Annotated in this window: 23 protein-coding genes; 10 read left to right on the forward strand and 13 right to left on the reverse strand. The window is 66.5% G+C overall.

The genetic code is table 11. The annotated features are described in order from the left end of the window. Positions 1-11: 11 nt before the first annotated feature. The 3 genes from MXA07_RS00885 to MXA07_RS00895 form a co-directional block, all read right to left on the reverse strand. Positions 12-632 (reverse strand): alpha/beta hydrolase, encoded by a 621-nt coding sequence (locus tag MXA07_RS00885; RefSeq protein WP_247730168.1) that lies wholly within the window; start codon positions 630-632, stop codon positions 12-14. Positions 633-726: 94 nt separating this feature from the next. Beyond that, positions 727-1248, reverse strand: coding sequence for a Holliday junction resolvase Hjc (gene hjc, locus MXA07_RS00890; protein WP_247730169.1), 522 nt, complete (start codon positions 1246-1248; stop codon positions 727-729). Between the two features lie 119 nt (positions 1249-1367). Then, positions 1368-2204, reverse strand: a complete 837-nt coding sequence (locus tag MXA07_RS00895) for a CPBP family intramembrane glutamic endopeptidase (RefSeq protein ID WP_247730170.1) — start codon at positions 2202-2204, stop codon at positions 1368-1370. 141 nt (positions 2205-2345) lie between these two features. Here MXA07_RS00895 and MXA07_RS00900 point away from each other — a divergent pair, with 141 nt between their 5' ends. Continuing rightward, entirely contained in the window at positions 2346-3257 is a 912-nt protein-coding gene (locus MXA07_RS00900; RefSeq protein ID WP_247730171.1) for a winged helix-turn-helix domain-containing protein, read from the forward strand. A gap of 146 nt (positions 3258-3403) precedes the next feature. Then, positions 3404-4768 (forward strand): MFS transporter, encoded by a 1365-nt coding sequence (locus tag MXA07_RS00905; protein WP_247730172.1) that lies wholly within the window; start codon positions 3404-3406, stop codon positions 4766-4768. Between the two features lie 8 nt (positions 4769-4776). Here the strand turns inward: MXA07_RS00905 and MXA07_RS00910 are convergent, their stop codons facing one another. Together MXA07_RS00910 and MXA07_RS00915 are read right to left on the reverse strand one after the other, a co-directional pair. Continuing rightward, positions 4777-5004, reverse strand: a complete 228-nt coding sequence (locus MXA07_RS00910) for a hypothetical protein (protein ID WP_247730173.1) — start codon at positions 5002-5004, stop codon at positions 4777-4779. Positions 5005-5067: 63 nt separating this feature from the next. Further along, positions 5068-5901: a hypothetical protein gene (locus tag MXA07_RS00915; protein WP_247730174.1), complete on the reverse strand. Its 834-nt coding sequence runs from the start codon at positions 5899-5901 to the stop codon at positions 5068-5070. 222 nt (positions 5902-6123) lie between these two features. On the opposite strand from MXA07_RS00915, the gene MXA07_RS00920 reads away from it, so the two are divergent. After that, positions 6124-6393 carry a type II toxin-antitoxin system HicB family antitoxin gene (locus MXA07_RS00920; protein WP_247730175.1) on the forward strand — a complete coding sequence of 90 codons (270 nt, stop codon included), beginning with the start codon at positions 6124-6126 and terminating at the stop codon, positions 6391-6393. Between the two features lie 42 nt (positions 6394-6435). Continuing rightward, positions 6436-6657: a type II toxin-antitoxin system HicA family toxin gene (locus MXA07_RS00925; RefSeq protein WP_247730176.1), complete on the forward strand. Its 222-nt coding sequence runs from the start codon at positions 6436-6438 to the stop codon at positions 6655-6657. Between the two features lie 48 nt (positions 6658-6705). On the opposite strand, the gene MXA07_RS00930 is transcribed toward MXA07_RS00925, so the two are convergent. The 3 genes from MXA07_RS00930 to MXA07_RS00940 all read right to left on the reverse strand — a co-directional run bounded on the left by MXA07_RS00930 (position 6706) and on the right by MXA07_RS00940 (position 10747). Beyond that, on the reverse strand, positions 6706-7995 hold the full coding sequence (locus MXA07_RS00930; protein WP_247730177.1) for an adenosylhomocysteinase: 1290 nt from the start codon (positions 7993-7995) through the stop codon (positions 6706-6708). Positions 7996-8106: 111 nt separating this feature from the next. Then, positions 8107-9720: a hypothetical protein gene (locus tag MXA07_RS00935; RefSeq protein WP_247730178.1), complete on the reverse strand. Its 1614-nt coding sequence runs from the start codon at positions 9718-9720 to the stop codon at positions 8107-8109. Positions 9721-9949: 229 nt separating this feature from the next. Next, positions 9950-10747 carry an aldo/keto reductase gene (locus MXA07_RS00940; protein ID WP_247730179.1) on the reverse strand — a complete coding sequence of 266 codons (798 nt, stop codon included), beginning with the start codon at positions 10745-10747 and terminating at the stop codon, positions 9950-9952. Positions 10748-10888: 141 nt separating this feature from the next. Between MXA07_RS00940 and ligA the strand changes: the two genes are divergently transcribed. After that, on the forward strand, positions 10889-13045 hold the full coding sequence (gene ligA / locus MXA07_RS00945) for an NAD-dependent DNA ligase LigA (protein WP_247730180.1): 2157 nt from the start codon (positions 10889-10891) through the stop codon (positions 13043-13045). A 513-nt stretch (positions 13046-13558) separates the two neighbouring features. Here the strand turns inward: ligA and MXA07_RS00950 are convergent. Further along, complete coding sequence (locus tag MXA07_RS00950) at positions 13559-14200, reverse strand: helix-turn-helix domain-containing protein (protein WP_247730181.1); 642 nt, start codon at positions 14198-14200, stop codon at positions 13559-13561. A gap of 313 nt (positions 14201-14513) precedes the next feature. Here MXA07_RS00950 and MXA07_RS00955 point away from each other — a divergent pair, with 313 nt between their 5' ends. Continuing rightward, entirely contained in the window at positions 14514-17087 is a 2574-nt protein-coding gene (locus MXA07_RS00955) for an efflux RND transporter permease subunit (RefSeq protein ID WP_247730182.1), read from the forward strand. A gap of 71 nt (positions 17088-17158) precedes the next feature. On the opposite strand, the gene MXA07_RS00960 is transcribed toward MXA07_RS00955, so the two are convergent. From MXA07_RS00960 to MXA07_RS00970, 3 genes are all read right to left on the reverse strand, one after another. Beyond that, positions 17159-18043, reverse strand: a complete 885-nt coding sequence (locus tag MXA07_RS00960; RefSeq protein ID WP_247730183.1) for an ABC transporter permease subunit — start codon at positions 18041-18043, stop codon at positions 17159-17161. Beyond that, positions 18040-18972 carry an ABC transporter ATP-binding protein gene (locus MXA07_RS00965; protein ID WP_247730184.1) on the reverse strand — a complete coding sequence of 311 codons (933 nt, stop codon included), beginning with the start codon at positions 18970-18972 and terminating at the stop codon, positions 18040-18042. The genes MXA07_RS00960 and MXA07_RS00965 overlap by 4 nt, the downstream gene beginning before the upstream one ends. Before the next feature lie 105 nt (positions 18973-19077). Continuing rightward, positions 19078-19392 (reverse strand): DUF7967 family protein, encoded by a 315-nt coding sequence (locus MXA07_RS00970; RefSeq protein WP_247730185.1) that lies wholly within the window; start codon positions 19390-19392, stop codon positions 19078-19080. Positions 19393-19646: 254 nt separating this feature from the next. Between MXA07_RS00970 and MXA07_RS00975 the strand changes: the two genes are divergently transcribed. The 4 genes from MXA07_RS00975 to MXA07_RS00990 all read left to right on the forward strand — a co-directional run bounded on the left by MXA07_RS00975 (position 19647) and on the right by MXA07_RS00990 (position 23476). Beyond that, positions 19647-20393: a hypothetical protein gene (locus MXA07_RS00975; RefSeq protein WP_247730186.1), complete on the forward strand. Its 747-nt coding sequence runs from the start codon at positions 19647-19649 to the stop codon at positions 20391-20393. Positions 20394-20402: 9 nt separating this feature from the next. Beyond that, complete coding sequence (locus MXA07_RS00980; RefSeq protein ID WP_247730187.1) at positions 20403-22139, forward strand: excinuclease ABC subunit C; 1737 nt, start codon at positions 20403-20405, stop codon at positions 22137-22139. 170 nt (positions 22140-22309) lie between these two features. Further along, the gene (locus tag MXA07_RS00985) at positions 22310-22948 is read left to right on the forward strand and encodes an IS6 family transposase (RefSeq protein WP_247730188.1); all 639 of its coding nucleotides are present in this window, start codon (positions 22310-22312) and stop codon (positions 22946-22948) included. Between the two features lie 186 nt (positions 22949-23134). After that, on the forward strand, positions 23135-23476 hold the full coding sequence (locus MXA07_RS00990; RefSeq protein ID WP_247730189.1) for a hypothetical protein: 342 nt from the start codon (positions 23135-23137) through the stop codon (positions 23474-23476). A 72-nt stretch (positions 23477-23548) separates the two neighbouring features. On the opposite strand, the gene MXA07_RS00995 is transcribed toward MXA07_RS00990, so the two are convergent. Continuing rightward, positions 23549-24649: a hypothetical protein gene (locus tag MXA07_RS00995; protein ID WP_247730190.1), complete on the reverse strand. Its 1101-nt coding sequence runs from the start codon at positions 24647-24649 to the stop codon at positions 23549-23551. Positions 24650-25142: the final 493 nt, after the last annotated feature.

Genomic DNA, 25142 nt, shown 5'->3' on the forward strand with positions numbered 1-25142 from the left:
CGGAGAAGCTCTCAGTCGGGCAAGAACGCCATCGTCTCCTCGATCACGCGCTCGTGGTCGCGGCGGAAGGAGTGGTCTTCACCGGGTAGTTCGACCAGTTCCCCCCGCGGGAGTCCCTCGACGATCTGTGCCGCATCCTCGACCGAGAGGCCTCTATCCTCGTCGCCCTGGAGGAGTCGTACCGGGATCGTGATCGCGGCGAGTTCGGCTTCCGAGATGGACGGCTCGTCGTCGTGCTCGCCCGCCAGAACCGCCGGCGCCCACAGGACGAGCCGATCCACGGTATCTGGGAGGTGCTGGAGCGCGATCCGGCCGCCGAAGCTCTTCGCGACCACCGCGATCGTCTCGCAGCCTCGATCCCGGAGGAAATCGACCGCCGCCTCGAGTTCCGCCTCGAACTCGGCGTCGGTCTTTTCCTCCAGATCGGCCGGGAACGGCCACGTCTCGAAGCGAGCGACATGGTACCCCGCCTCCGCGGCCGTCCGAGAAAAGCGGAGGAACACGTCGCCGAACGGGCCGTGACCGGCGCCCGGGACCAGCAGGACCCCGCGATCGGTCTCCTCGTTCGGGACGTTCAATCGACCCGGATACCGCTCGTCGCCGACCTCGAGTGTCACGTCCATCGCACACATAGGCGAACCGACAGTCACGGGACGGTCCGATAAAACTGTCGGAAAAACGACGGTCGAACCGGAGCGCTTCCCGGATCAGACCCGTCCAGAACCGCTACTTCAGCATATCGGCCGCCTCCTCGACGTCCACGACGCCCTGTTCGACGGCGGTGAGCACGCGGACGACCTCGGGATCGGGGTTGGTGCCGACGTCCTCGTCCACCTCGTCGAGCGTGATCTTCTCGCTGTGGCCGACGAACTCCTCGAAGTCGGTTCCCTCGGATATCGCGGTCTCCTTCTTCACGCGGTAGTTGCCGCCGTCGGTGTGGTGGAGATCGCCGGGGTGGAAGAAGTACCACGACTCGCGGTCGAAGCGAGCGCCGATTCGGGGTTTCGCGCCGAAGTTCCGCGCGAAGTAGATGAGGGCCTCGACCTCCTCGCCGGTGAGGTAGATGGGGTCGCCGGAGCTGGACTTGGCCTCGATGGCGTAGAAGGTCTCGCCGTCGCCGGCAAGCACGTCCGGCAGTTCGCGCTCGGTCGCCGAGCCGCTCGCGGGTGCGCGCATGACGGCGAACCCGGCCTCGTCGAGCCGGTTGACGAGTTCGCGCTCGCGCCGGTCACCCTTCGCCTGTGACATGGGGCTATCTCGCGGACGGGCGCACATAAACGAGACGGGAGCGGGCCGGAGGTGAAAATCGGGCCCCCGCGGACGGTCACACGGAGTGACCGGACGAGACGCTCTCCTCAGCCGCCGATTCACCACGGGAGGACGGCCAGCAGTTCGAGGACGGACGCGGGCTCGGCTTCGAGTTCCTCCGGCGCGTAGCGCAGGACGAGGTAGAGGAGGCCGAACTGGACGGCGTTGAACGTCGCGTGGGCGATCGTGGGGACGAGGAGGTTGTCCGACTTCGCGTAGAGGTAGCCGAAGATGAGCGCGCCGCCGAAGACGCTGGCGATCGAGGTCGCGATCGCGCCGGCGGGGGCGACCGTGCCGTCCGAGAGCAGCGCGTAGGAGGGCACGTGGATGACGGCGAAGACGAGACTCGCGATGACGACGGCGGTCAGGCGGTCGAACGACGCGTAGAGGCGCTTTTGCACCACGTTCCGGAAGAGGAACTCCTCGGCCGGGGCGTTGAACAGAAAGACGATCCCGATCATGATCAGGACCATGTTCGGATCGTCGCCGATGAAGCGCATCACGTCGTTCTGCGACCCGGAGAGGCCGAGGACCGTCGTGACGACACTGAGGAGGATGTAAAAGCCGATCGCGCCGACGACGCCGAAGCCGACGTACTTCCAGCCGCGACGGGTCGGCCACGAGATGTCGAGCCAGGCCCACCCGCGCCCGGTCCACCAGAGGTAGATCGCACCTGCGACGATGAATCCGAGAAAGTTGAACACGAGCAGCGCGGTCGTACTCGCCATCGAGGCGTCGGCCGGTGAATTGGCCAGGAGCGGGTCGAGCAGGATCAGCGGCGTCGTCACCACGCTCGAGACGAGGATCCCGAAGACCGCGAGCGACACCGCGGCGACGACCGCACGAACGGGCCCGCCGGGCGCCTGAACGGTCGAACCGGACTGGTGCGAGGCCATCGGTCACAGTTCCAGAGCGAGCGTCTTGGATGTTCCTCTTCGCGACTCCAATCGGGGTCACGTCCCCGGCGACCGGCGGGACCGCCTCGGCGACCCGGTTCGTCGTCGATATTTTATGGGTCGGCCGGCGAGAGAGTCGATATGGACGACTCGCCGATCACCGACGTGCAGGAACCGGAAGCCGCCTTCTCCATCCTGGCCGACGAGATCCGGATCGACATCCTCCGGGCGCTCTGGCAGGCCGACGAGACGACGTGTTCCTTCGCCGACCTGCGCGAGGCCGTCGGCGTCCGCGACTCCGGGCAGTTCAACTACCACCTGGGAAAGCTCACCGACGCGTTCGTCCGCAAGACCGACGACGGCTACGAGTTGCGCTCGGCGGGTCGCCACGTCGTCGGCGCGCTCCTGTCGGGCACCTACACGATGGACGGCACGGTCGAGGAGCTCGAGCTCGACGATCCCTGCCCGCTCTGTGGCGATTCGCTCGCGTTCTCCTACGCGGACGACCGCGCCACGGTCGCCTGCGAGTCGTGTCCCTTCGGGGCGGCCTTTCCGATCCCGCCGGGCGCGTTCGCGGGGTACGAGCCCGCGGCGTTTCCGGCGGTGGCCGACCGCTACGTTCGCACGCTGTTGAGTCGAGCGCGAAACCGATTCTGCGAGATGTGTGCGGCCCGCGTGGCGCCCGCGCTCTCGGCGGAACCCCTCGAGGCGCTCTCCGACGAGGGGGACGCCGAAATCGATCCGCAGGTGCCGGGCCAGCTCGTGATGGTCACCTACGACTGCGACCGCTGCGGGTCGACGACGCAGATAAACCTGGGAACGGTCCTGCTCGACCACCCGGCCGTCGTCACCTTTCACGACGAGCACGGAATCGACGTCCGCGCCATCCGCCTCTGGAAACTGGGGGCGGGCACCGCCATCCCGGAGTCGACGCTCGTCGAGGACGAACCACACCGTGCGACGGTCACGTACCGGATCGAGGACGAGACGCTGACGCTGTTCGTCGACGACGAGCTGACGGTTCGTGACACGGTTCGACGCGAGCAGGCCTGAGCGGACGCGACGACTCGACGCCGCCTCGCAGTCGGAACGTGCCGCCTCGAAGTGGCAATGGACGTACAGAACGCGCCTTCTGTCCCGTGCGTTACAGAAATGTCGTTCTGATTATAATTATGGTGTCGGCGGCGGTGATCTCGTCCATGCGAGGACCCTTCGCAAATCGGACGTTCCGACGGCTGTTCGCCGGCCGCGTGATCACCAACGTCGGCGACAGTCTCTACTTCGTCGGGGCGATGTGGCTCGTGTACAGTCTGACCGGCGATCCGTTCTACACCGGCGTCGCGGGCTTCCTGACCCAGGGGCCGGCGGCGTTCCAGTTTCTCGCCGGGCCGATCGTCGACCGCTACTCGATCCGCCGGTTGCTCGTCGGCACGCAGCTGTTCCAGGCCGTCGTGGTCGCGACGATTCCGCTCGCTCACGCGATGGACGCCCTCTCGGTCTGGCACGTCCTGGCCGTGATGCCCGTGCTCTCGGCCGCGAACCAGGTGGTCTACCCGGCCCAGACGACCGCGCTCCCGCGGATCCTGGACGATTCGGAGCTCGTGGCGGCGAACTCGGCGTTCTCCGTCGCCTACCAGGGGTTCGACATGGTCGCCAACGGCGCCGGCGGCGCCATCATCGGGCTCGTCGGCGCCGTATCGCTGTTCGCCATCGACGCAGTCACGTTCGGGCTGGCCGCGATCGTCTTCGCCACGCTGTCCATCCCGCCCGCCAGGGACCGAACCGAGACCGCCGACGAGCGAGCGGGCGAGACGCCAGAGCGGGCCGACAACCCGGGTGAGGGGACGGCCGCGGCGACCGATGGTGGGCAAGTTTCCGCTGACGACGGCGATAGTTCGGGAGAGACCGCCGACGAGCCCGACACCTACCGCGAGCGCCTTCGCGAGGGGGCCGCGGTCGTCCGGGGAACCTTCCTGCTGCCGCTCGTCGTCGCCGCGGCGATCCTCAACGCCACCAGCGGGATGACCCTTGCGGCGATTCCGGCCTACGCGGATACGCTGGCAGTGCCAGCGGCGATGTCCGCGATCGGCGCCGCGGGCGCCTACGGCATCCTGATGGCGGCGTTCGCCGGCGGTACGTTCCTCGGGGCGCTCTCGGCCTCGATGATCGAGGACCGGCCGTTCGGCACCGTCTTCCTCGCCGCCAGTCTCACCGCCGGGGCCTGCTGGACGGCCGCATTGCTGGCAGACTGGTTGCCGCTGACGGCGGCGCTGTTCGCGCTCGCGCTCGTCCCCATCGGCGCCGTCAACGTCCAGATCGCCACCATCGTTCAGACCGCGCCGCCCGAGGCGCTGGTCGGCCGGGTGAGCAGCCTCCTCGGCTCGGCCTCGACGGCCGTCGTCCCGGTCGGCGCCCTGCTGGGCGGGGTCGTCGCCGGCGCGTTCGGGCCGCGAGTGGCCATGGCCGGCATCGGTGCGGCGGCCATCGCCCAGGCCGCCTACGTCCTCGCGAACGGGCGATTGCGGTCGTTGCCGCCGGCCGCCGAGACGAGCCTGGAGGCGTAGGTGAGCGTTCACGAGCCCTGTCGTAGTCGCTCCACCGCGTTGGCCAGGGCGGCGAGGAGGTAGACCACGGTCACGGCGATGCCGATCCAAAACCACTGCAGAATGGGTCCAAGGTCGTTCGTGACGAACACGGCTACGAAAAATCCGAAAAAGATGGCGAGAACGAGGATAAACGCCGCTTTACTGCCGTACTGAGGTCCTGGGCCGGACGACGCGTCGTCTCCTTCTGTAGCCATTAGGTTCCGTACAGCCTCGCGCAATTATTACGGTGTCGATGTTGTCAGATTCTTTCCGCGTACTTACCGACTGAGAGACTGACTGTCGACGAATCGGCCGCCGTCCCACCCGAACAGGCGCGAGCGGACGAGCCACTCGATCACGGCGACGATCGCGAACACGACCGCCATGAACCCGAGAAAGACGATGGCCAGTCCATCGGGACTCGAGAAGGCTTCGGCCCGAGCGTGGGTCGTGATGACCAGACTGTACAGCAGAACTGGAGAGACGAGGCCCCGTGCGAGTAACGCCGCGAAGGGAACGGCCGTCGCGACGGCAGCGGCCCCAAAGCCGACGACGTAGCCGGGGACGGTATCCCACAGGGTGCCGTCGATTAGCAATACCATCGTCCCTGTCCCGACCACGATGCTACAGGCGGCGACCACCGTCCACTGTCTGGATCGGACGAGCGAGAATTCCGGGAGGTGTCGAAGTCGATCGTCACCGATGGCGTACCCGCGCCGAATCGCGAATTCGGCGAGGCCGGCGACGAGCAGGATCGAGAGCCAGAGATACCACGAATCGGCGTACCGCAGGGCGTGAAACGAGCCGTCGATGATCGCGTGCCCGCCCAATTCGACGACTTTCTGCGGAGCGGGCGTCGTCACCTCGACGACCGTGACGCTCGCGGCGAGTGCGAGCAAGCCACCGCTGGGGAGGAGAAGACGCGTGTACGCAGAGACCGCAAGCGGGAGCGCCCCGAGGATGAAGACACCGATCGAGAGGAAGACCAGACCAGTCGACGTCACGAACGGGGAGTAATCGAAATACGATAGGAGCGTGACGACAAGGAGGACGTGAGTGAGGCCGCCGACGGCACCGATCGCCGCCGACGGTCTGTCGAGTCGGAGTTCCATAGCAGAGTCTGACGGACAGTCGTCGCTGTGGAGTAATTATTCCTCCTAGTTGTCTGGGTAGAAAGTCGGCCCGATCTAGGTCCCGTGATCCCAGCTGTCGACGGAGTCTCGTTGGGACCAGTAGCTCATACGTCCTGTCTCCGCCGGTGCGGACAACCCCTCACCAGCCACACATATGTGAAGATATAAACGTGTTAGGCTGTTCTATTCAGGTGACAGCCCATGAGTACCGATATCGGTTCGAACGACGCCACCAGCGTCGAGGCGCGGATTACGCTCACGAAGGAAGACGAGTGGTGGGTCGCAACCGACGAGCACACGGACGTGACTAGTCAGGGGAAGACTCGTGAATCAGCGCTCGATAACCTCGACGAGGCCGTAGCCGGGTACGAAGGTGAGGGCCGGCCACCGACGCAGAAAGAACTCGACGCGGTCGGTATCGATCCGGACGAGAACGAATCAGGGGACTCGATCCCTGACGTGCTCGAGTAGGACGGACGGATGTCGAGGCGGACCTATTCTGGCGACGACGTGATGCGCGTACTGGTCAATTGCGGACCGTTCTACGTCGACCGGGTGAACGGCGACCACTTCATCCTCCGGTGGGAGCCGCCCGCCGAACATGATTCACACGCACGAACCGTCCCCGTTCCGCGTCACGACGAACTCTCGACGGGAACGCTCAGGAAGATCGGCGAACAGGCTGGAATGAAGGACTTCCAGCGATTTTTGGACTGGCTGGATCGAAATCTGTAGGCCGGGGGCAAATCCGACAGGAGAGTCGGTGTCGTGGTCCGACCCGCTCTAGGTCCCGTGATCCCAGCTGTCGACGTAGTCGCGCTGGGCGTCGGTCATCGAGTCGAAGTCGACGCCTTCGGCCGCCAGCTTGATCTCGGCGATCTCGCGGTCGAGCGCGTCGGGGACGTCGTGGACGCCGGGCTCGTACGCCTCCGCGTACTCGCGTTCTAAGAGTTCGCGAACCGCCACGGCCTGGACGCCGAAGCTCTGGTCCATGACCTCGACCGGGTGGCCCAGGGAGACGGGCGCGGCGAGGTTGACCAGCCGGCCCTCCGCGACGACGTTGAGGCGGCGGCCGTCGTCCAGTTCGAAGGCCTCGACGCCGTCTCGGGCCTCGTAGCGATCCGCGGCGAGGTCGTCGAGCGCGTCGAGGTCGATCTCGACGTCGAAGTGGCCCGCGTTGGCGAGCAGGACGCCGTCCTGCATGCGCTCGAAGTGCTCGCGAACGATGACGTCCCGGTTGCCCGTCGTGGTGAGGAAGACGTCGCCCACTTCTGCGGCCTCGGCCATCGGCATGACGTCGTAGCCCTCCATGTGGGCCTCCAAGGCGCGGCGGGGCTCGACCTCGGTGACGATGACGTTCGCGTTCTGGCCGCTGGCCTTCTTCGCGACGCCCTTCCCGCAGTAGCCGTAGCCCGCGACGACGACGTCTTTGCCGGCCCACGAGAGGTTCGTCGTCATGGCCAGCGAGGCCAGCGAGGACTCGCCGGTGCCGTGGACGTTGTCGAACAGGCGCTTCATCGGCGTGTCGTTGACCGCGAAGACGGGGTACTCCAGGGCGCCGTCGGCGGCCATCGCGCGCAGGCGGTGGACGCCGGTCGTCGTCTCCTCGCAGCCGCCGACGATCGAATCGATCAGGTCGGGGCGGTCCTCGTGGATCGCGGCGACGAGGTCCATCCCGTCGTCGACGGTGATCGTGGGCTCGACGTCGAGCGTCGCCTCGATCGCGGCGTAGTACGCCTCGTCGTCGACCTCGCGTTTGGCGTAGCTGGTGATGTTGTCGACGTCGTCCAGCGCGGCGGAGACGTCGTCGTGGGTCGACAGCGGGTTGCAACCCGTGACGGCGACCTCCGCGCCGCCCTTGGCCAGCGTCTCGACGAGAATGGCCGTCTTCGCCTCGACGTGCATCGCCATCGCGATGCGCTCGCCAGCCAGGGGCTGGTCGGCCTCGAAGTCCTCCCTGACGGCCTCCATGATCGGCATGTGCTGGCGCGCCCACTCCATCTTCCGGCGGCCCTCCTCGACGGCGTCGGCGACGTCGTCGAGCTGGTCGGATATCCGCGGATACGTACTCATACCCGAACCGAATGGGACCGCAGCCAAAACCCTACCGACAGCGGACGACGGGGACGTGCTCGAAACCGAACCGGCAGTCGACGGAATGGAATGTCACGTCACAATCGGCCATCAGTCGAGTTCGTAGGTTCGATAGCGCTCGCACGCGAGGCCGGTCGCCACCCGCGTGACTGCGGCGCCGAGCGCGATCGTCACGACGAGCGAAGCGTAACCGACTAGCGCGGACGGGATCCCGGTTGCCGCGAGCGACTCGGTGACCCACGAGGCGTTGCCCAGCGAGGCTGGCAGTACGACGAGCAACGTCGTCAGGAGCGTCACGCCCAGGTGGCGAAAGCCGCCCAAGCCCGATTCGCCGTGGGTAACGACGTCGCTGAACAGCGACGGCGCGGGGCCGATGTCGGCGGGCGAGACGCCGAGCTGGCGCCAGCACGTGACCGATGCGGTCGTGGTCGCGACGGAGAGACCCACGAATACCAGCAAGAGCGCTTCCAGCGGGCCGATAGCCGTCGCCAGTCCGATCAGGACGACCAGCGGCACCACGAGCACGCTGGCGACGGCGGTCGTGGCGACGATCGGTGCGAGGACGAACGAGCGCGCATCGGCGCTGAGCAGGAGGACTGGAAGCGCGCGGTAGGAGCGACCGATCGGATCGCCGGCGAAGACGAGGCCGACCGATTGCCCGAGTGCGAGAACGAGCAAGAGCGTGACCGGAAGCTCCGCTAACGCGAAGATCGGCGCGCCAACGAACGAGGCGAACGTGATGGCGTAGCCAGGGTACAGCACCGTCCGCGGATTGCGCCGTTCGAGGCGCATCGTCATCCGGATCACGGCCAGCGTCCGCGAGGAGACGAGGTGACCGAACGCGCGGTCCAGACGACCCGGCGGGAGCACCGACCGCGAATCGACGGACCGAGCCGAGTCGACCGGATCGCTCAACCAGATTCGACGGACGACCGCCGTCGTCACCGCCGTACAAGCCAGAATCGAGGCGGCGAAGACGAGAAGCCCCATCGCGACCGGGGCGAATGGATCGGCGATCGGATCGTCGAGGCCGATCAGCGACGAGAGAAGACCCGGAGCGCGGGCAGCGGGCCCGGTCGATTCGAACAGCGGATCGCCGAACGTGGACAGGAGGCCGACGAGGACGAACGGGAGCAACACTACACCGACGAGGCGAAGTGAGCCGACCAGTCCCCGGCCGCCGATCACGCGCTTGCCGACGTGGTGAGCGAGAAGCCGCCCCGCAGTGCCGACCGAGACGGCGACGGCAAGAGTCGGCAGGACGGCGGCGAGGATCCAGAGCGCGAGAATCGGCGACTCGAGGCCCAATCCGACGCCGACGGCCACCCCGACCGCAAACGGGGCGACGGATGTCAGGTACCGGACATAGACGAATGCGATGAGACCGATGGCCACTGCTGTCGCACTGGAGAGTTGCAATTGCAGGGCCGGTTCCAGTCGCTGGAACCGACGGTGGGCGAGTTGACCGCTCCCGACGATGACCCATCCGAACGCGGCGACGGCGAGGACCGGAACGTTGACGGGGAGTGGCCGCCGACCCGCGGCGTACTCGCTCGCGATCGGCCGGCTAAACCAGGCGACGATCGCGGCGAGGGCCAGTGCGAACGCCGGGCCGGAGACGAACCGGGTGAACGCACGCCCGTCGCGACGCCACTCGGTCCGGCCGATCAGGTGACTTTGTCGAAGTAACTGTTTCAGGGGCATCGAACGAGTAAAGCGGATACGTCAGTCGACCGTTTTCGAGACGCGAGGAGGACCGTGAGTGGGTCTGGCGGGAGACGGCGGGCGCAGTCGAAAGCGGACGGCATCCGGTATCGTATCCAACTGAAACGGGGCGTAAAAACGTTTACATCGCCAATTACCATCGGGTTGGCCGACAATTGCTGTTGGGACTCGCCAAGATCGACCGAGGGGCTGTGAATCCATCGGACGCTCAGCCGTTCCAGACGGCGGCGTCGGGGTCGATCAGTCGCTCCTCACGGTCGATGCCATCGATCCGGGCCACTTCCTCGTCGGACGGGTCGATCTCCCGCGCTTCGAGGTTCGCCTCGACGTGCTCGCCGCTCCCTTTCGGGATGGCGACGACGCCCTCGCGCTGGTGGTGCCAGGCCAGCGCGATCTGGTGGGGTGTTGCGTCGTGGGCCGCCGCAATTTCGGCGAGCGTCTCGTCCTCGTCGGCCCGGCCCTGCATTATCGGGCAGTACGCGACCGTCGTGATGTCGTGCTCGCGGCCGTATGCGACCAGTTCGTCCTGCTGGAGCCACGGGTGACACTCGACCTGGTGGGCCAGCACCGGCGAGTCGAGGATCTCGCGGGCTTCCTCCAGGTGTTCGACGTCGAAGTTGCTGAGTCCGACGTGGCGCGTCCAGCCGCGGTCGCGCACCTCGTCCATCGCGGGGAGGGAATCGTCGGGCTCGTACGCGTCGGTCGGCCAGTGGACGTACAGGAGGTCGACGGCGTCGACGCCGAGCCGGTCGAGGCTCTCCCGGGTCGTCTCGACGACGTCCTCGCTCGCGAGGTTTCCGGGGGCGACCTTCGTCGCGAGGAAGACGTCGTCGCGATCCACCTCCGCCCGGTCGAGCGCCTCGCCGACCGCGTCCTCGTTGTCGTACATCTGCGCCGTGTCGACGTGGCGGTAGCCCGCTTCGAGCGCGCGGACGACGTTTTCGGTGCAGTCGTCACCCTCGTGGCCCGACGTGCCGAATCCCGGCTGTGGAATCTCCGTGGTCACGGGCGAGTGAACGCGGTCTTCGCACTCCGGTCCCGGGAAAGCGGCAAGCGAGACCGCGACGTAGTTGCGACGATCGCCAGCACCAGCGGTCCGCCACCGCGACCCAGCACGTTTACCGACCCCCAGTTCCAAACGCCGCCAATGAACGCCGACGAGGAATCCCTCGCCGCCGATAGCGAGAACCCCTACCTCAGCGAGCCGCCGACCGATTTCCGGCCCGTCGAGGAACTGGACGGGACCGAGGCCGATCGACAGATCGAGCTACTTCGAGAGGCCATCCGCGAGCACGACCGCCGGTATTACGTCGAGAGCGACCCGCTGATCGCCGATCGCGCCTACGACGCGCTCTTCTCCCGGCTGGAAGCGCTCGAAGACCACTTCGACCGATCGGCTCCCGACAGCCCGACGAACCGCGTCGGCGGCGAACCCGTCGACGCATTCGAGACGGTCGCACACGTCGCCCCGATGCTCTCGATCGACCAGAGCGGCGAGGTCGATGACGTCTACGAGTTCGACCGCCGGGTTCGGGACGAACTCGGCGCAACCGGAGCCGCGGCGGTCGACGGCGATGCCGCAACTCTCTCCGACTTCACCGACGCCGGATCCGACTTCGCGTACGTCTGCGAGCCGAAGTTCGACGGCGTCTCGGTCGAATTCGTCTACGAGGACGGCCGGCTGGTTCGCGCGGTGACCCGCGGCGACGGCCAGGAGGGCGACGACGTGACCAAGAACGCCCGGACGATCCGTACCGTCCCGCAGCGACTTCGCGGCGACCACCCCGACTTTCTCGCCGTTCGCGGCGAGGTCTACATGCCGAAAGACGCCTTCCAGGCCCACAACCGCGAGCGCATCGAGCAAGGAAAAGAGCCCTTCGCCAATCCGCGAAACGCGACCGCGGGGACGATCCGCCAGCTCGATCCGACGATCGTCGCCGAGCGCCCGCTCTCGGTCTTCTTCTTCGAGGTGCTCGACTCGAGCGACGGCCTGGAACGCCACTGGGAGGCCCTCGAACGATTCCCCGACTGGGGCCTGCGCGTCACCGAAGAACTCGAACGCGTCGAGTCCATCGACGACGCCATTCGCTATCGCGACGCCCTCATGGAGCGGCGCGACGACCTGTCGTTCGAGATCGACGGCGTCGTCATCAAGGTCGACGACTACGCCGCCCGCGAGGAGCTGGGCGCGACGGCCCGTCACGACCGGTGGGCCTTCGCCTACAAGTTCCCCGCCCGCGCGGAGGTGACGACGATCCAGGACGTCGCGGTACAGGTCGGCCGGACGGGCCGGGCCACGCCCGTCGCCCTGCTCGATCCCGTCGACGTCGGCGGCGTGACGGTCTCGCGGGCCAGCCTCCACAACCCCTCGGAGATCGCCGAGAAGAACGTCAACGTCGGCGACACCGTCCGCGTCCAGCGGGCCGGCGACGTCATCCCGTACGTCGCCGAAGTCGTCGAGAAGCAGAGCGACGGGCACTGGGTGCTGCCCGACACCTGTCCCGTCTGCGGGAGCCAGCTCGAGCGCGACGGGCCGATGGCCTTCTGTACGGGCGGGCTCGCCTGCGACGCCCAGCGCCGGCGCTCGATCGAGTACTACGCCTCGGACGACGGCCTCGACATCGAGGGACTGGGCGAGAAGAGCGTCCGGCAGCTGGTCGCGGCCGGCCTCCTCGAGACCGTCGCGGACCTCTACGAACTCGAGCGCGAGGACCTCGTCGGGCTGGAGGGCTGGGGCGAGACCAGCGCCGACAACCTCCTCGCCGAGCTCGAAGACGCTCGCGAGCCACCCCTTGCCGACTTCCTCTCCGCGCTCGGCATCCAGCTCGTCGGCCCGACGACCGCGCGCGAACTCGCGCGCGAATTCGAGACGTTCGAGGCGGTCCGCGAGGCGGCGGTCGACTCGCCCGAAGCCCTCGAGTCGGTCGACGAGGTCGGCGAGACGGTCGCGCGGGCCGTCCATGACTTCTTCACGAGCGAGGCCAACGCGGCCGTCGTCGAGCAACTTCTCGAGCACGTCTCGCCACAGGCTGCGGATATCGAAGCGGGCGGCGACGAACTCGACGGGCTCACCTTCGTCTTCACCGGCGCGCTCGACGCCTGGACCAGGAGCGACGCCCAGGACCTCGTCGAGGCACACGGCGCGAACGCGACGAGCAGCGTCTCCGGCAACACGGACTACCTCGTCGCCGGCGAGAACGCCGGCGCCTCGAAGCAGACCGACGCCGAGGCGAACGACGTCCCGGTGATCGACGAGGCGGAGTTCACGGAGCTCCTCGCAGCGAACGGCATCGAGGTTGCGTAGATCGAGATCGCAGGGGCCAGGGTCGAGGTCGCGAGGGAGGCCGGTTTCATCGCCCTCCGAAAACGTGGCGGCGAAGCCGCCACGCAGTGGGGTTCGACGGAGCGGCGTCGAAGGAAGGCTCACCGACGAAGCGGTGAGAACGGCGTCGAATGGGGGGACGAGATATCGATATCACTCTGAACGTATCGCTCACGGCGGATCGTCTACGGCGTTACATTCCTCGAAGTCGCCGCGGTCGTACGCCTGTCGCCAGCAGGTGAGGACCGCTCTGGCGACGGGAAAGACTTCGGACACCTCGATACAGGACGGTTCCACGCCCTCGGGTGCGTCCGATGCAGCCGGCGGCGGGTGGAAGTGACGGTCGTCCGTCGGTCTAGGAACCCGGCGGATGGACGTCCCATCGGAGATTTCGCCCGTCGGCGTCCGTGTAGTGGACGTTGAAGTCACCGACCGTGGTCCACCTGACGTCCAACCGGGCCGACTCGGCCGTGCCATGCCTCGGCGAACGGTTCGTCACGGACCCATGTGTTCCTCGGCGAACCAGTGGATAACGTGGTCCTCTGCGCGGTGGAGCACGTCGCTGGCCGTCGAGTTCGCCACTCCGAGTCGGTCGGCGACGTCGCCCAGCGTCGCCTCGCGCGGCGTCCGGTAGTAGCCCGCCTCGATCGCCTCCCGGAGCACCGCCCGCTGGCGGTCGGTGAGCAACCGATCGGCCTGGCTCGCGTCGATCTCGCGGACGTGCTCGATGGAGAACCCGATGCCGAGGTCCTCCAGCTGCGTTCGGAGGGCCGAGAGCCGGCTCCGCGAGGTCGTCACCTCCCACGTCGCCCACCCGTCCTGGATGTCGAACGGCATCTCGAGCGGCACGCCGGCGCGCCAGGCGGGCACGAGGGGAAGCGGATTCGTCGTCTCGATCTGGAGGAGCGCCTCGTCGTCGTGCGTCCAGAGGAGTTCGAGCCGTTCGACGTTCTCGCGGGCCTGAATGTCGGTGATGATCGGAAGTGGGTCGCTCGCGACGAGGCGGACGAGGCCGATCCCGACGTCGTCACCCGGCGTTCCGGTGACGACCTGGAAGACCGCCGCCGGGTGCTGTCTCGAGAGTTCGCCGATCCAGGTCTGGGCGGGAAGGTCGATCGCCAGTTTCGCGTGGGGCATCGCGTGTGCGATCTGACGGTCCGGCGAAGAATAACGCCACCTTCGAATATATTCGTCCCTTCCTCGAGCGTTCGCCCGTTCGGCTACCCGGACGCCAACCGTACGTGCCAGTAATGAGAGGGCTCGGTTCATATCCGGACGCCAGGGCGCTGAGATCGGGACTGGACGACGGGGCCGATCGGTCAGAGCCGAAAGACCGTACCGAACGGTCGGGACTGACGGACGGAGGCAATCGGTGGCGGCTGGAAGACGGGACCGAACGGTCGAGACCGTTGCGGCGTGACTCGGTCACCGCTCGCCGGGTGACCGTCGGATGACGACGGGGATTGCGGGGTTCCTCGCCGACAACGCGCGCCTCGTCGTCGCGATCATGCTGGTCGCGTCGGCCGTCGTCGGCGCCGGCGTGCCGATGGTCGAGCGCTCGACGTCGCTCGATCAGTTCCAGGCGGACGCGGCGGCGACCGATGCCGCGGACTACGTCGACGCGAACTTCTCCGCCGACGGCTCGAAAACGACGATGGCGCAGATCGTCGTGCAGGACGAGAACGTCCTGGATCGAGAGACGCTCGTCGCCACGCTCGAGTACGAACGCGCCCTGCGGGACGACGAAACGGTCGTCGAGACCCGGAGCGTGGCGACCCTGGTCGCGACCGCGGCGATCCGCGACGAGCGCGACCGGGCGAACGCGACGCGAGACGGGACCACATCGTCAGACGGGGGCACAATGCGGGACTGGACGGCGCCCTCCGATGCGAGCGCGAAACCGTCGGACGGCGAGCGAACGCCCGGCATCGACGCCCAGCTCGACGCGCTCCGGTCGCTCTCCGACGACGACGTCGAACGGCTCGTGGGTGACGTCCTCGCCGGCGACGGTGACCGCTCTTCGCGGGCGCTCTCACTCGTGCCCGACTACTACGAACCGGGATCGACCGAGACCAACGCGACCTTGCTGGCGGTCACGCAGGAGTCGCCCGGCGCCTCGTTCGCCCCGGGCGATGCGCCGGACGAGATCGAAGCGTCCCAGACGGCCATGCAGGACCTCGCTCCGGACGACGACTCGATGTCCGTGCTCGTCTACGGCGACGGGATCGTCTCCACGGAGATCACCGACTCGATGGTCGACAGCGTAACGCTCGTGGGGCCCCTCGCCATCGCCTTCGTCCTGGTCGTCCTCGTGGTGGTCTACCGGGATCGCCTCGACATCCTGCTCGGGCTCGCCGGGGTCGCGCTCGTCCTCGTCTGGACGTTCGGCGCGATGGGCTGGTTCGGTATCCCGTTCAGTCAGCCGTTCGTCGTCGTGCTCGTCCTGCTGATCGGGCTCTCGATCGACTACGGCCTCCACGTCGTCATGCGCTACCGCGAGGCCCGGGCCGCCGGCGAGTCCGCGCCCGGTCGCGCGATGGCCGTCGCGCTCGGCAGCGTCGGCGTCGCGCTCGTCTACGTGACGGTCACCACCGTCATCGGGTTCCTCTCGAACCTGACGAGTCCGCTGGGGATCTTCCGGAATCTCGGCATCGTCAGCGCGATCGGCATCGCGGCCACGCTAGCGGTCTTCGGCCTCCTCGTCCCCGCGCTGAAGGTCGAACTCGACGAGTTCCTGGAGGCCCGCGGCGTCGATCGCGCGCAGCCGGCGGTCGGCACGGGGCGCGGACCGATCAATCGCCTCCTCGGCGCCGGGGCGACGCTCGCCGCGCGGGCGCCCGCGGCCGTCATCGTCGTCGCGCTCGTCGTCAGCGGCGTCGGCGCCTACGGCGCGACGACGGTCGACGCCAGCTTCGAGCAATCCGGCTTTCTGGCCGAAGATCCAGACGACTGGCTGAAGGACCTGCCCGAACCCGTCGCGCCCGGCACGTACACGGCCGAGCGGGCGATCGACACGCTCGAGGCGGACTTCGTCAGGCAGGACACGACCGCCTCGATCCTGGTCAGGGGCGACGTCACCGATCCGACGACGCTGGATCGACTCGATGCGGCCCGGGCCACCGCCGGCAACATGAGCGCGACCGAGACCTACGCCGACGGCGAGCCAGCGGTCACCGACCCGATCACGGTGCTGGATCGAGTGGCGGCCGAGAACCCCTCGTTCGCGGCGACGCTCGCGTCGGCCGACGCGGACGGCGACGGCGTTCCGGATCGGAACGTGACCGGCGTCTACGACGATCTCTACCGGATCGCGCCCGAAGACGCGTCGAACGTCCTCCACCGCGAGGACGGGTCCTACGAGGCGCTCCGGATGATCGTGACCGTCGACGGGAGCGTCGACGACGGGACCGTGCAGGACCAGCTGGAATCGGTCGCCGCCGACGCGGACGGCGACGGCGTCGCCGCGATCGCGACGGGCGACGTCGTGGTCAACCGGATCACGGCCGACCAGCTCGCGGAGACGGCGATCACGAGCCTGCTCGTCGCGCTGGCGGCCGTCCTGGTCGTCCTCGCGGTCGCCTACCGCCTCACCGAGGGGAGCGCCTCGCTCGGCGTCGTCACCATCCTCCCCGTCGCGGCCACCCTGACGTGGGTGCTCGGGACGATGGCGCTGCTCGACATCCCCTTCAACATCGTCACCGGCATGATCACCGGCCTCACGATCGGCCTCGGCGTCGACTACAGCCTCCACGTCAGCGAACGGTTCGTCCGGGAACTCGCGATCGCGGACGCGACCGCCGCGGCGCTTCGGGAAACCGTCACCGGAACCGGCGGCGCCTTGCTCTCGAGCGCGGCGACGACCGCGAGCGGGTTCGCCGTCCTGCTCGTCGCCATCCTGCCCTTCCTCCAGTCGTTCGGGCTCATCACCGCGCTGACGATCGTGTACGCCTTTCTCGCCAGCGTGTTCGTCCTGCCGAGTCTACTGGTCGTCTGGGCGCGGTCCGGGAGTCGAACCGTCCCGTGATCGTCGCGCGACGGACCGACTCGGCGCACGGGAGAACGAGTCGAAGCGCCCGTTCGCGTGGTCCCGGCCGCTCAGAGATCGGTCCGCTGGAAGCGCCAGTAGCCGATCGCTATCGGGACGGCGACCCAGAGCGCGAGGATGACGAACGCGAACCAGTGCTGCAGGTAGAACGGCTGCTCGAGCGCCTGGTACTGCTGTGGATTCTCGATTACCCGCTGCCCGTACCCGACCATCGACGTGTTGGGGATGACGTCGTAGCGCAACGAGAGTAGCGCCAGCAGCGTATCCTGGAAGACGGTGAAGAGGTCGAATCGGAGGATGAACAGCTCGGCCTCGCCGCTGAACAGTCCGAGTCGGCTGTTGACGTAGTTGAAAATGCTCTTCCACGCGTAAAACAGGATAAAGACCGCGACGCCGACGATCGTCGCCCGCGTCTCCGTGCTGACGAGCGCCGAAACGCCGATCCCGACGGCGACGAACGCGACGCCGAAGAGAACCGTCATCAGGGTCACGACGGCGAGTTCGAGCACCGGGAACGCGTCGAACTGCGTCATCAGCAGGGCCGCGCTCGGGACGAAGCTGACGAGGATCGCAACGGTCAGCAGCGCCGAGCGGCCGATCAGCTTGCCGCCGAGGACCTCCAGCCGGCTGTGGGGCAGCGAGAGGAGGATCTTGATGCTGCCGAGTTCGCGCTCGCGAACGATGGACTTGATACTGACGACGAGGCCGGTCAGCGGGACCAGGAAGGCGATCGCCGGCAGCGCCGAGATGGTAAAGAGGAAGGCTACGGCGAGCTGGCGCTCGACGCCGCTGCCGAAGTCCGTCGTACCGGCCGTGTCGACGAAGAGGTAGGTGATTCCGCCGACGCCGAGCAGGAACAGCGCCATCAGGCCCCAGAGCATCTTCGAGCGGATGCCGTCCGAGAAGTCCTTCCGGGCGACGGCCGCGTAACTCATGCCGTCACCTCCGCTCCGTCGGTGGTGTAGGCGCGGAAGACCTCCTCCAGGGAGGCCTCCTCGGTCGCGAAGTCCTCGACGACGAAGCCCTCGTCCTCGAGCGCGGAGAGGACGGCCGTCTTCGAACCGCCGGTCGAAACGACGATCGTGGGATCCGAGGCGTCCCGATCGATCGAGGCCGACGTCACGCCGTCGACCCACTGGACCGCCTGGACCGCCTCGTCCGTGGCGCGGTCGAGTTCGATCCGAAGCGTCTCCCCGCCGCCGACCGAGTCGCGCAGCCCCTCGATGGTGTCTTCGGCGACCAGCCGGCCCTCGCGGACGATGCCGACGCGGTCACAGACCGCCTCGACCTGTCCGAGGATGTGACTCGAGAAGAAGACCGTCGCGCCGCGACTCGCTTCGTCGCGGACGAGTTCGCGCATCTCGCGGGCGCCGTTGGGGTCGAGCCCGGTCGTCGGCTCGTCGAGGATCAGCAGGTCCGGCTCGCCCACCAGCGCCATGGCGAGCAGGAGCCGCTGGGCCATCCCCTTCGAGTAGCCGCCGGCCTTGCGCTCGGCGTCCACCGGATCGAGCCCGACGCGCTCGAGCAGGGCGTCCGGGTCGTCGGTCGCACCCTTCGAGCTGATCGCGAATTCGAGGTGCTGGTAGCCGGTCAGGCGGTCGTAGGTGTGATAGCCCTCCGGCAGGACGCCGATGCGCTGGCGGATCTGCTTGCTCTCGCGCTGGGCGTCCATCCCGAGGACGGAGATCGAGCCGCTGGTCGGCTTGACGAAGTCGAGGATCATGTTGATCGTCGTCGACTTTCCTGCGCCGTTGGGCCCCAGGAAGCCGAATATCTCCCCTTCGTCGATCGAGAGGGAGAGGGAGTCGACGGCGACCACGTCGCCGAAGTGCTTCGACACCCCATCGACGGTGACTGTTGCCATATTCGCTCCATCCCATGACAGGGATAAAAGGATTGTCAATCTATAGCAATTCCGACGGTGATCCGACCCGGCGTCGGTCCGCGAGCGCGGTATCGGTGACTCGGGTCAGATCGGATCGTCGGGGTCGTGAGCGGCTGCCACGCGAGTTGCTTCAGTCGCGTATCGCTCGCGCGTCGATCCGTCTTCGACGGGCTCCAGCGACTCGGGGTCGGCCTCGATCGCGGCCGTCGGCGCGTCCCCCGCCCGGAGGCTGGCAGCGTTCCGCTCGCGGCGGAGATATCGATCCCCCTCGGGCGTCGCGTAGACGAGCGTCACGAGGTTTCGATCGTCGAGCGTCCGCTCGACGAGCCAGCAGCGGACGCCCGTCGACTCCCCAGCCGCGTTCGATTCGCCCCCGTCCGCCGCGTCCCGGTCGGTCACACCGTCGCAGTTCGACGGGGAGGCATATCCCGCTGGCGGTGTGGCGCTCCGGGAGGCGAACTGTTGGCGGATCACCGCGAAGACGATGTGCGGGTGACCGCAACGGTTCAGCTCGCCCGTCGGTGCAGCTCTCAGGCGGGGTCGTCACTGCCGGACATCCGTGCCCTCGCGTCGGCGTAGGCTGGCCGTACACCCGGCCGCAGCGATCGTAGGGCCGGAATGTTATTCCACGAACCCACCGAAGAGCGGGTAAGATGGTCCCGCGAGACGATCGCCGCGACGGTCGGGAGGGGGCGGGACCGCGAGGGATCGAGGTGGAGCGCCTGACCGACGGAGACGTCACTGAATCGGGCGGCCAGCGCCGCGGGGATGACGGCGTCCCGACGGACGGTCGCGGCGAATCCCAAGCCGACCGCGTCGAGGGGCTCCTGTACGGCGGCGAGTCGGTTCTGGAACGGGTCGACGCGGACGGACACGATCTCGTCGTGACGAGTCACCGGGTCCTGCTGCTCGCGCCCGAGGGGGCCGACGGTCCACGGGTACGGCAGGTCGAACGGGCGAACGTGGCCGCGGTCCGCCTCCAGATGGTCGAATCCCTGCGACTACTCGTCTGGTCGATCGGCTTCGTCGGACTCGGTACCGGTCTGGCGCTGGCCGCGGCGACGACGGACGTCGCCGGGATGGTCCCTGCCGTGGATCCGAGCGGGGCGACGGCCGGCGTCGTCCAGGACACCCTCGACGGGATCGAATCGCTGCTCGCCGTCTTCGACCTGTTCCTGCTCGTGGCCGGCCTGCTCACGATCGCGGCCGGGCTCGGGGCCTTCGGCTGGTACCTCCGGACGCGCTCGCAGCGCCTCGTCGTGGCCGTCGACGGCGGGCCGGACCTCTCGATCCCGCGACCCGAGGCCGACGAGCGCGCCGTCGCCGCGCTCGAATCGGCGATCGAGCGGCCGCCGACCGACGACGGAAACGCGTCACGCTCATACGGGTCGACGACCTAACCGGGCTCGATGCAGGCCGAGCGGCTCCGCGAGCGCGCGTCGGACCTTCCCCGCGAGCCCGGCGTCTACCAGTTTCTCGACGGCGAGAGCACCCTCTACGTCGGGAAGGCCGTCGACGTCCGCTCGCGCGTGCGATCGTACGCCGACCCCCGAAGCGCGCGCATCCGGCGGATGGTCCGGGCGGCCGACGCGATCGACGTGGCCGTCACCGACACGGAGACGCAGGCGCTGTTGCTCGAGGCGAACCTCATCAAGCGCCACCAGCCGCGGTACAACGTCCGGCTGAAGGACGACAAGTCCTACCCGATGGTCCAGCTGACCGATCACCCGGTCCCGCGGATCGAAATTACGAGAGATCCCAGCGAATCCGCCGCGGTATTCGGTCCCTACACGAAGAAGACGCGGGTCGAGACCGTCGTGAAGGCGCTGCGCGAGACGTACGGCCTCCGCGGCTGCTCGGATCACAAGTACAGCGGCCGCGATCGGCCCTGCCTGGATTACGAGATGGGCCTCTGTACGGCGCCCTGCACGGGCGAGATCGACGAGGCGGCCTACCGCAAGGCGGTCGAGCCCGTCCGCCGGTTCCTGAGCGGCGAGACGGGCATCCTCGCGGATCCGCTCGAATCCGCCATGGAAGACGCGGCCGAATCGGCGGACTTCGAGCGGGCGGCCCACCTCCGCGATCGCCTGGCCGCCGTCGAGCGCTTTCACGGCGAGGGCGGCGAGGCCGTCCAGGCCCACGGCGGCGAGGACACGGTCGACGTCCTCGGCGTCGCCATCGAGGGCGAGGAGGCGACCGTCGCCCGGCTGCGATCGGAGGGCGGCAAACTCGTCGACCGGGATCGGTTCACCCTCGCGGCACCCTACGGCGCGGACGAGGGCGTCCCCACCGTGATCGCCGCGTTCGTCGTCCAGCACTACGCCGAGCGGGACTTGCCGGACGCACTCCTGCTCCCCCAGCGCCACGACGACGAGGAGGTCGCGGCCTGGCTCGACGCCGAAGGCGTCGCGGTCCGGGTGCCGGGCGCCGGCCGCGAGGCGAAGCTGGTCGACCTCGCCCTGAAGAACGCCCGGCGCAACGTCGGCGGCCGCGACGAGTGCGCCATGTTAGCCGACGCGCTCGAGATCGACAGTGCGCGCCGGATCGAGGGCTTCGACGTGAGCCACGCCCAGGGGAAATCGGCCGTCGGGAGCGACGTCACGTTCGTGGGCGGCAGCGCGGAGAAACCGGACTACCGCCGGAAGAAGCTCGACGACGAGAACGACGACTACGCCAACATGCGCCGGCTGGTCGCCTGGCGCGCCCGGCGAGCGGTCGAGGATCGCGACGACCGGCCCGATCCGGACCTCCTCCTGATCGACGGCGGAAAAGGGCAACTCGAGGCCGCCCGAGAGGCCCTGGAGGCGGAAAGGTGGGACGTGCCCGCCGTCGGCCTCGCGAAATCCGAAGAGCGCGTGATCACCCCTGATCGCGAGCACTCGTGGCCGAGCGACGCGCCCCACCTCCACCTCCTCCAGCGCGTGCGCGACGAGGCCCACCGATTCGCCGTACAGTACCACCAGACGGTCCGCGACGAGGTGAAGACGGTGCTCGACGACGTCCCCGGAATCGGCCCCGAGACGCGAAAGCGCCTGCTGGGCCGGTTCGGCAGCGTCGAGAACGTCCGCGAGGCGAGCCTCGAGGACCTGACGAGCGTCGACGGTGTCGGCGAGAAGACCGCCCAGACGGTCAAGTCGCGGCTGTAGCCCCGACGGCCGTCGATCGCGGCCCCATCGATCGCGTCCGCCGCGATGGCTCCGCAGCCGATACGGCTGCCGGAATACGTCTGCCGCAGACCTTTGCCGCTCGGGACCGTCCTCCCGGCGGTGTTCAGATAGGAGTTTGAAGGAGTGAGATGACGGGGTTATGTGATGGTATGTCCGAAACCGACCGTCTCACTGGTTGTATCAGCCAGATCGACTTGGATGTTGTGGAGCGAGAAGCAACGCCTCGACTGTTTATGAAGCTCGGCATTCAGCTTCATCTGACTTGTCTCTCACTGGCAAAGACGGCCTCAATTCTCGATGTATTCAGCATTCACTTCGCTCGATCGACTGTTCATAACTGGGTACACAAAGCAAAATTACAGCCAGTTTCGGGCCAACATCCGGATCACGTTGCGGTCGACGAAACGGTGATCCAACTCGACGGGGAACGGTACTGGCTGTACGCCGCCGTCGACGTTGATACGAATGATTTGCTGCATACGAAGCTTGTATCGACCAGGAACAAGGTGTTAGCGAACTCGTTTTTCGCCGAACTTCGAGAGAAACACGACGTCGACGACGCCGGATTTCTTTTCGACGGCGATCATTCGCTCCAATACGCCTACCACCACCACCATAGACTTACGTTCAGGTACGAAAGACAGGGAATTCAAAACAGCGCCGAGCGAGTGTTTCGAGAGGTAAAACGACGCACGTTTTCGTTTTTCAGCTCGTTCAGTCACGCGCAATTAGAAACCGCCGACCAGTGGTTAGGATCGCTCGCATTTGCCAAGAACCGGCTTATCTGAACACGACCGCAAAGCGGATACAAACGTATAACCGCGAGCAGTCCGGCAGTCGACGATAGAGCCGTGATCAACCGTCGGACGGTGCTCGCGACAGTCGGTGGAGTCGCCACAGTCGCCACACCTGGATGCAGTCGATTTCGCTCCGCTCCATCACTCCCGTTGGGATTGATCCGAGCGGTCAACTTGATGGACGCGTCGCTGGACGTGCAACTCAGCCTCATGCCGAGAGGTGACGAGACAGAACTGCAGCTGGAAGACACACTTGTTGAGAAAGGGAGAAGTGGTGTGGGTGCGGCAGACCAGTTGGTCTATCGGCCAGATTCCAGACCGAGCGTCTCCGATTACGATTACGCACTCGCGATCGACGGCGAACTGGAACACGATATCAGCGGGACGAAAATCGTCGAGAGTATCACGAGAGAGTACGATGGCGACGCCTGTCTGGTGCTCCACTACATTATCAATGATCCTGCCGTTACTGTCGCGTACTCTCACGAACTCTACCCAGCGTGTGACCTGCCGGAGTGACGCCGTCTCGATCGCCGTCAGGTTTGGAGGACCTGCGGTGGGACCGCGGCGCTGCGTTCGAGTCAACTCGTTTTAGTTGTCGTAGGATTCGTGCTGGCCAACCCGTCGTGAATGTGCCGTGGACTCGATCGCGGTCGGCGGGTTGAGTGCAACCTTGGTGACCTCACGCCCCTCGACAGAATTCGCGATCCGTTCGACTCGCCGATTCAGGCTCGCTTTCGTTCTGACGTCCTCGTCGTCCACCTTTCCATCGGAAACTGAGACGATCCCGAAGCGTTCCTTCTGCGACGTCGTCGGGTTCGACATGTCGACGAACTTGTCGTTCGAGGTGGTGTAGCCCGACGTATTCTCGTCGACGATGCCACACCCATCGCACGTACCGATGTTTACCTCGAAGGAGATTTCGGTGGACGGCAAATCGTCGAAGCTTGCATTGACGTTGACGTGTCCCTTCCACGGCGTCTCACCCATCTTCAGTGTCGCCCGCTGGTAGTGTGATAGCTTGTCCGTCGATCGCCGGACTGGGCCGAACCAACCCTCCTCCTTGTAGTGGTGTCGATACTTGAACCCGCGATCCAACTGCGTCTTCCCCTCGTCTTTCTTCAGGGATTGCAGGATATCGTCGGCAGAGAGTGCTGCTCCGGCGACGATCCCTGTCCATGGGTTGCTGGCACTCAGAGATATCATCGCCGTCACTGTCGTATCGAAGACGGGTTCGACCCAGCCGGGAAGACCCGGTTCGCCATTGGTACTGGCACTGTCGGTGAACCCACGGAAGCCCTCGTCGGGGTCGGGGAGGTTGAAGTCGTTGGGCGCGTCCGAAGAATTGGTGAATCTGAATGTCGTCGCGCCCAACTGGTCGTCGGTGCGGATGTCACCACTCCTGTGGTCCATGGCCCCGATGGCGGTCGACGTCAACCCGACTCGGGCCTCCCACCCGTAGATGTCGGTATGATAGATCTCGCGGATCGTCAAGGCCGACGCCTGATTGTTGAAAGGGAATGCTTTGTGTTCGTTCTCCTCATACGTAGTTACCGCGTCACTTTTACTATCTACCCCGCCTGCAGTCGTCGAGGAAGTATCTTCTAGAAGTTTTCTACCATCAATAGTCGCTCGTGACTGACCAACGATTGGTGGTGAGAGCGTGATACCTGCCGCGCCGAGTTTTCGCATAAAGTCGCGTCTTTGAACCATTGCGCAAATAGAATTAATTACAACTGCTACTTATTTGCTTCGATAAGTATCCCCATCTATAGTTCCGCTGGCGTGTGGCCGTATATCGCTTGATGCGGCCGGCGGTTGTTTACCGTTAGTCGGAAATCGGGAAACTCTCCAGAGACAAAATGTGCGACCAAGGAAGGGGACAAAGTTTCCTACCTCGCCAAGAGTCATGTCCGTAAGCAACTCGAGGACGAGACTGATCCGAAGGCGATCAAAATGCCTTATTGCTGCCTTTGAATACCTAAGGTCTTTCCCCGGTAAGATCGAAGCAAAGTTCTGCTGGGGTCGACAGATCGTGTATAACTGGCTGAATCGGTTCGAAGAATGAGGCTTTGAGGCCGCGCTCTACAACGATTCTCGGCCCGGGCGTCCGGCTGAACTCAAAGACGACCATTTAATTATTCGCGCGACAGACCGCATCGGGACGTCTCGCACGACCGGCGCC

The organism is Halovivax limisalsi, assembly GCF_023093535.1.
Classification (GTDB): domain Archaea; phylum Halobacteriota; class Halobacteria; order Halobacteriales; family Natrialbaceae; genus Halovivax; species Halovivax limisalsi.

What these genes read in the sequence shown, in the direction of transcription:
- MXA07_RS00975 (WP_247730186.1), top strand. Translation starts at nt 19,647, where the DNA reads ATGGTCCCGCGAGACGATCGCCGCGACGGTCGGGAGGGGGCGGGACCG.
- MXA07_RS00915 (WP_247730174.1), bottom strand. Translation starts at nt 5,901, where the DNA reads ATGGAACTCCGACTCGACAGACCGTCGGCGGCGATCGGTGCCGTCGGC.
- MXA07_RS00905 (WP_247730172.1), top strand. Translation starts at nt 3,404, where the DNA reads ATGCGAGGACCCTTCGCAAATCGGACGTTCCGACGGCTGTTCGCCGGC.
- MXA07_RS00960 (WP_247730183.1), bottom strand. Translation starts at nt 18,043, where the DNA reads ATGAGTTACGCGGCCGTCGCCCGGAAGGACTTCTCGGACGGCATCCGC.
- ligA (WP_247730180.1), top strand. Translation starts at nt 10,889, where the DNA reads ATGAACGCCGACGAGGAATCCCTCGCCGCCGATAGCGAGAACCCCTAC.
- MXA07_RS00935 (WP_247730178.1), bottom strand. Translation starts at nt 9,720, where the DNA reads ATGCCCCTGAAACAGTTACTTCGACAAAGTCACCTGATCGGCCGGACC.
- MXA07_RS00965 (WP_247730184.1), bottom strand. Translation starts at nt 18,972, where the DNA reads ATGGCAACAGTCACCGTCGATGGGGTGTCGAAGCACTTCGGCGACGTG.
- MXA07_RS00895 (WP_247730170.1), bottom strand. Translation starts at nt 2,204, where the DNA reads ATGGCCTCGCACCAGTCCGGTTCGACCGTTCAGGCGCCCGGCGGGCCC.
- MXA07_RS00995 (WP_247730190.1), bottom strand. Translation starts at nt 24,649, where the DNA reads ATGCGAAAACTCGGCGCGGCAGGTATCACGCTCTCACCACCAATCGTT.
- MXA07_RS00885 (WP_247730168.1), bottom strand. Translation starts at nt 632, where the DNA reads ATGTGTGCGATGGACGTGACACTCGAGGTCGGCGACGAGCGGTATCCG.
- MXA07_RS00955 (WP_247730182.1), top strand. Translation starts at nt 14,514, where the DNA reads ATGACGACGGGGATTGCGGGGTTCCTCGCCGACAACGCGCGCCTCGTC.
- MXA07_RS00910 (WP_247730173.1), bottom strand. Translation starts at nt 5,004, where the DNA reads ATGGCTACAGAAGGAGACGACGCGTCGTCCGGCCCAGGACCTCAGTAC.
- MXA07_RS00925 (WP_247730176.1), top strand. Translation starts at nt 6,436, where the DNA reads ATGCGCGTACTGGTCAATTGCGGACCGTTCTACGTCGACCGGGTGAAC.
- MXA07_RS00920 (WP_247730175.1), top strand. Translation starts at nt 6,124, where the DNA reads ATGAGTACCGATATCGGTTCGAACGACGCCACCAGCGTCGAGGCGCGG.
- MXA07_RS00985 (WP_247730188.1), top strand. Translation starts at nt 22,310, where the DNA reads ATGTCCGAAACCGACCGTCTCACTGGTTGTATCAGCCAGATCGACTTG.
- MXA07_RS00990 (WP_247730189.1), top strand. Translation starts at nt 23,135, where the DNA reads ATGGACGCGTCGCTGGACGTGCAACTCAGCCTCATGCCGAGAGGTGAC.
- MXA07_RS00950 (WP_247730181.1), bottom strand. Translation starts at nt 14,200, where the DNA reads ATGCCCCACGCGAAACTGGCGATCGACCTTCCCGCCCAGACCTGGATC.
- MXA07_RS00900 (WP_247730171.1), top strand. Translation starts at nt 2,346, where the DNA reads ATGGACGACTCGCCGATCACCGACGTGCAGGAACCGGAAGCCGCCTTC.
- hjc (WP_247730169.1), bottom strand. Translation starts at nt 1,248, where the DNA reads ATGTCACAGGCGAAGGGTGACCGGCGCGAGCGCGAACTCGTCAACCGG.
- MXA07_RS00980 (WP_247730187.1), top strand. Translation starts at nt 20,403, where the DNA reads ATGCAGGCCGAGCGGCTCCGCGAGCGCGCGTCGGACCTTCCCCGCGAG.
- MXA07_RS00930 (WP_247730177.1), bottom strand. Translation starts at nt 7,995, where the DNA reads ATGAGTACGTATCCGCGGATATCCGACCAGCTCGACGACGTCGCCGAC.